This window comes from Tenacibaculum sp. L6, from assembly GCF_028823685.1.
In the GTDB taxonomy this organism is placed as follows: Bacteria; Bacteroidota; Bacteroidia; order Flavobacteriales; family Flavobacteriaceae; genus Polaribacter.
In genome coordinates this window covers 1-5848 of record NZ_JAPEHZ010000092.1, presented here as the reverse complement: position 1 = coordinate 5848, position 5848 = coordinate 1, and the positions used below count along the sequence as shown (strand labels likewise).

Below are 5848 nucleotides of genomic sequence, written 5' to 3'. Positions count from 1 at the left end.
CTTTTTATACCTAGTATGAATCAAGAACGAGTTAAAGAATTATTACAAGAAGCCTTACAAGAAAACGAGTCATTATATTTAATAGACTTACAGTTTTTGTCAGACAATAAAATAAAAGTAATAGTAGATGGAGATTCAGGTGTACCTTTAAGCGAATGTATTCGTATCAGTAGAAAAATTGAGCACAATTTAGATAGAGAAGAAGAAGATTTTTCGTTAGAGGTAACCACACCAGATATTGCACGCCCGTTAACGGTGAAGCGTCAGTATAAAAAGAATATTAACAGAATTCTTGCTGTTAAAACAGTAACAGAAGAAGAGTTCGAAGGAACGTTAACCAAAGTAACAGAAGACAACATTACGTTACATTGGAAAGCAAGAGAGCCTAAACCAGTAGGTAAAGGAAAACATACGGTAGAAAAAACAAAAACACTAGCGTATGAAGATATTAAAGAAGCAAAAGTGAAGATCATATTTTAATTAGAGAATGAAATGGAAAATATTGCATTAATTGAATCATTTTCGGAGTTTAAAGATAATAAGAGTATAGACAGGGTAACCCTAATGTCTATCTTAGAAGAAGTATTTCGTGCAGCCTTAAAACGTAGGTTTGGGTCAGACGATAACTTTGATATCATCATCAACCCTGATAAAGGAGATTTAGAGATTTGGAGAAACCGTGTAGTTGTGGCAGATGGGATGTCTGAAGATGATAATGAGGAAATAGAACTTTCTGAAGCAAGAAAAATAGAACCAGATTTTGAAATTGGTGAAGACGTATCTGAAGAAGTTAAGTTAATTGATTTAGGAAGACGTGCTATTTTAGCATTACGCCAAAACTTAATTTCTAAAATACACGAGCATGATAGTACGAATGTATTTAAGCATTTTAAAGACTTAGAAGGAGAAATTTATAGTGCAGAAGTACATCATATTCGTCATAATGCTGTAATTTTGTTGGACGATGAAGGAAATGAGATTGTTTTACCAAAGAGTGAACAAATTCGTTCTGACTTCTTTAGAAAAGGAGATGCTGTTCGTGGAGTTATTAAATCAGTAGAATTAAGAGGTAACAAACCAGCAATTATATTGTCTAGAACTTCGCCTGCATTCTTAGTAAAGTTATTTGAACAAGAAATTCCTGAAGTTTTTGACGGTTTAATTACTATTGAAGGAGTAGCAAGAATACCTGGGGATAAAGCAAAGATCGCCGTAGATTCGTACGATGATAGAATTGATCCTGTTGGAGCTTGTGTTGGTGTAAAAGGTTCTCGTATTCACGGTATCGTTCGTGAATTAGGAAACGAAAACATTGATGTAATCAATTACACTAAGAACGAACAGTTGTTCGTAGCAAGAGCATTAAGTCCTGCAAAAGTAACTTCTGTAGAGATTGAAATGTTTGACGAAGAGAAGAATGGTAAAAAAGGACGTGTAGAGGTTTTATTAAAACCAGAAGAAGTATCAAAAGCAATTGGTAGAGCTGGGGTTAATATTCGTTTAGCAAGTGAATTAACAGGTTACGAAATCGACGTTAAAAGAGAAGGTCTTGAAGAAGAAGATGTAGAATTAACAGAATTCTCTGATGAAATCGAAGCTTGGGTAATTGAAGAATTCAAGAAAATAGGTTTAGATACTGCGAAGAGCGTTTTAGAAAAAGACGTATCAATGTTAGTACAAAGAACCGATTTAGAAGAAGAAACTATTTTAGATGTTCAACGAATTTTAAGAGAAGAATTCGAAGATTAACATATAAATAATAAAGAGGAAGCCAGTATCCTTTGTAGATTTGCTACATAAAATTTGGCAAAAAGTAGAAAAAGAGCATAACTATACGTTTTGCGTGTAAAGTGTGTTTTTTCAATAAAAAAGTATAAAACAATATATGGCTGAAGGCAAAAAATTAAGACTAAATAAGGTTTTAAGAGAATTAAACATTTCTTTAGATAGAGCTGTAGAACACTTGGCTAAAAATGGTCATGATATAGAAGCTCGCCCTACTACCAAAATATCAGACGAAGAATATCAAATTTTATTTGATGGATTTCAAACTGATAAATCTAAGAAGGTGGCCTCTAAAGAAGTAAGCGAAGAAAAGAGAAAAGAAAAAGAGGCAATTCGTCAGCAATTAGAAGAGGAGCAAGAAAAGAAGAGATTAGAGGAGGAAGCTAAAAAACAAGAAGTTTTAAAAGCCAAAGCTGAAAAACTAGAGATTAAAACTGTAGGTAAAATTGATGTTGAAACAGGAAAGGCTTTAGAAGACAAAGTAGAAGAGCCTGTAGTAGAAAAAGAGGTTGAAGCTCCTAAAAAAGAAGAACCTGTAACTGTAGTAGAGAAAGAGGTTAAAGCTCCTAAGAAAGAAGAGCCTGTTAAGGTAGAAGAACCAGTTAAAGCTGAAGAAAAAAAGCCAGAGCCTCAAAAAGTAGAGCAGCCTAAAGAAGTGAAGCCAGTTGAAACTCCAAAAAAGGAAGTAAAAGCTGAAGAGCCTAAGCAAGAAAAGAAGCCTGTTGAGAAAAAGGTTGAAGAAGTAAAACAACCTACAAAAGAGGTAGAAGTTACTCCTGAAAATGCTGAAAAAATTAAAACTCAGTATAAAAAATTAGAAGGTCCCAACTTTACAGGTCAAAAAATTGATTTAAAACAATTTGAAAGACCTAAGAAGAAAAAGCCAGAAAATAAAGGCGCTGCTGCAAATGATGCAGATAAGAAAAAGCGTAAAAGAATAAGTAAGCCTGCTGGAACAACAACAGGAGCTGGTAACAACGCATCAAGACCAAACCAAGGTCAAAACCGTGGAGGTCAGAATCGTGGTGGTCAAAACCGTGGAGGACAACGTGGCGGAAGAGGAAGACAAAATGTAGCTCCGAAAGAAGAGTTAACAGAAGCACAAATCCAAAAGCAAGTTAGAGAAACCTTAGAAAAACTTCAAGGAAAATCTAAAAAAGGAAAAGGTGCCAAGTATCGTCGTGATAAGAGAGATGCACATCGTCAACAATCAGAAGCAGAATTACAAGCAGCACAAGCAGAAAGCAAAGTGTTAAAAGTAACTGAGTTTGTTACGGTAAGTGAAGTTGCAACGATGATGGATGTTCCTGTTACTCAAATTATTTCTACCTGTATGATGTTAGGAATGATGGTAACAATGAACCAACGTTTAGATGCTGAAACTTTATCAATTGTTGCAGAAGAATTTAACTACACAGTAGAATTCGTAGGTGCAGAAGTTGAAGAAGCAATTGAAGAAGTAGAAGATAGTCCAGAAGATTTAATTACTCGTGCACCGATTGTAACCGTAATGGGTCACGTAGATCACGGTAAAACTTCGTTACTAGATTACGTACGTAAAGCTAATGTAATTGAAGGAGAATCAGGAGGAATTACACAGCATATTGGTGCATATTCTGTAAAAGTAGGAGATCAAAGAATTACATTCTTAGATACACCAGGTCACGAGGCCTTTACGGCAATGCGTGCCCGTGGAGCTCAAGTTACCGATTTAGTTATTATCGTAGTTGCTGCCGATGATGATGTAATGCCACAAACAAAAGAGGCAATTGCTCACGCACAAGCAGCAGGAGTACCAATTGTATTCGCGATTAACAAAATAGATAAGCCAAACGCAAATCCAGATAATATTAAAACACAACTTTCTTCTATGAACTTATTAGTAGAAGATTGGGGAGGTAATATTCAATCTCAAGAGATTTCTGCAAAAACAGGACAAGGAGTTGATGATTTACTAGAAAAAGTATTGTTAGAAGCAGAAGTATTAGAGTTAAAAGCAAACCCTAATAAAAATGCTAACGGAGCAGTTGTTGAAGCTTTATTAGATAAAGGTAGAGGATATGTTTCTACGATTTTAGTACAAGCAGGTACCTTAAAAATTGGAGATTATATCTTAGCAGGAAAACACAGTGGTAAAGTAAGAGCTATGTTTGATGATAAAGGTAAAAAAGTAAAAGAAGCTGGACCTTCAATGCCTGTATCAATCTTAGGTTTAGATGGAGCACCACAAGCAGGTGATAAGTTCAATGTATTTGATGATGAGCGTGAAGCAAAACAAATTGCAGCAAAACGTTCTCAATTACAACGTGAACAATCTGTAAGAACTCAGAAAACATTGACCCTTGCAGAAATTGGACGTCGTATCGCATTAGGAGACTTTAAAGAATTAAACATCATCTTAAAAGGAGATGTGGATGGTTCGGTAGAGGCCTTAACAGATTCATTCCAAAAGTTATCTACTGAAGAAATTCAAGTAAATATTATCCATAAAGGAGTTGGAGCAATTACAGAGTCTGACGTATTATTAGCAACTGCATCTGATGCCATTATTGTTGGATTTAACGTACGTCCGCAAGGAAATGCACGTGCCGTAGCCGATAGAGAAGAAGTAGATATCAGAACATACTCAATCATCTATGACGCAATCAACGACTTGAAAGACGCAATGGAAGGAATGTTGTCTCCTGAAATGAAAGAAGAAGTTCTTGGTAATGTTGAAATTAGAGAAGTTTATAAAATTTCTAAGGTTGGTAATATTGCAGGATGTATGGTGATGTCTGGTAAGATTACAAGAGATTCTAAAGTTCGTATTATTAGAGAAGGAATCGTTGTTCATGATGGTGAATTAACTTCGTTAAAACGTTTTAAAGATGATGTTAAAGAAGTAACGAAAGGATACGATTGTGGTCTTCAAATTAAAGGATATAACGACATTCAAGAAGGTGATGTTATAGAAGCTTACATTGAAGTAGCAGTGAAGAAAAAGCTTAAGTAAGAACACTTACAAAGCGATAAATATAAGACGTCTCATTATTAATGAGGCGTCTTTTTTTATGTTTATAATTAAAGAAGTAATTATTATGAAAAACCTAATAATCATTTCTAAGACCTTTTTATGTACGATGAATCGTGTGGTGTAAAACATCTTTAAAACTTTTATACGATCGTTTATGAAGCACAAACAAGAGGTAGTTTAATACAAATAACTGTTGATGATAATAAGGTAACTTATAAAACAAATCAAGAAAATGAAACAAAAGAACTTTCAAAAGAACAACTCGAAGAGTTAAACTTAGAAGAAATAGGAAGTTTAACTGCACCGAGTGAAAAAAGAATTACTGATGGAGCTTTACATGCAGAATTCACCATAAAAATAGGAGATAAGGAATAAAAAAACCGAGCATATAGCTCGGTTTTTCTTGATTTATGTTTTAGGTTATTCTAAACCTTTTGTCCATCCGTTAGTCCAATCAGGAGCAGCAGCACCGTTACCAGCACCTGTAGTAGCTCCTTCAGTAATGAATGATTGGTTAGCTCCAGCGTAATCTGTTAAAGAAAAACCTGCAGCACTGTTATCAAACTGAACGTTAGTCATTTTTAAATCTCCATTTTCAATTCTTACAGCAGCTTCAGCGTCAGTATCTTTTACTTTTACACCTAAATCTACACCAGATACGTAGAAGTTTTCGATAGTAAAGTTACCACCACCTTCTTTGTAATATAAAGCACCTTCAGTTACAGGTCCTACGATAGAGATGTTTCTTAAGGTTGCGTTTGTTACAGGAGCAGCATCACCATCGTTACCGTTGTTAGATCCTTCGATACCAGCTTTAGCACTTCCTGAGATATACCAGTATTCACCAGTTCCAGCCCATCCGTCAGCAAAGTCAATTGAATCATCTCCTGAGTTAGTTGAAACTAAATATTTACCGTTAACAGTACCTCCGAAGAACTCGATTCCGTCATCACCACCTTCGTATGATTGAATATACTCTACAGTAGTTCCAGAACCAACACCGAATAAAGAAAGTCCGTTAAATTCTTTAGAAGAGTTAAAAGTAGC

At 35.0% G+C, this 5848-nt stretch carries 3 protein-coding genes and 1 pseudogene; 3 read left to right on the top strand and 1 reads right to left on the bottom strand.

The features are described from left to right. Nucleotides 1-15 precede the first annotated feature (15 nt). The 3 genes from rimP (at nt 16) to infB (ending at nt 4780) form a co-directional block, all read left to right on the top strand. On the top strand, nt 16-480 hold the full coding sequence (gene rimP / locus OU788_RS11560; RefSeq protein ID WP_274635312.1) for a ribosome assembly cofactor RimP: 465 nt from the start codon (nt 16-18) through the stop codon (nt 478-480). A gap of 12 nt (nt 481-492) precedes the next feature. Next, entirely contained in the window at nt 493-1749 is a 1257-nt protein-coding gene (gene nusA, locus OU788_RS11555; protein WP_274635311.1) for a transcription termination factor NusA, read from the top strand. A 136-nt stretch (nt 1750-1885) separates the two neighbouring features. After that, nucleotides 1886-4780 (top strand): translation initiation factor IF-2, encoded by a 2895-nt coding sequence (gene infB / locus OU788_RS11550; protein WP_274635310.1) that lies wholly within the window; start codon nt 1886-1888, stop codon nt 4778-4780. A 441-nt stretch (nt 4781-5221) separates the two neighbouring features. Here the strand turns inward: infB and OU788_RS11545 are convergent. Beyond that, nucleotides 5222-5848: pseudogene (locus OU788_RS11545) on the bottom strand (hypothetical protein); the annotation flags it as partial.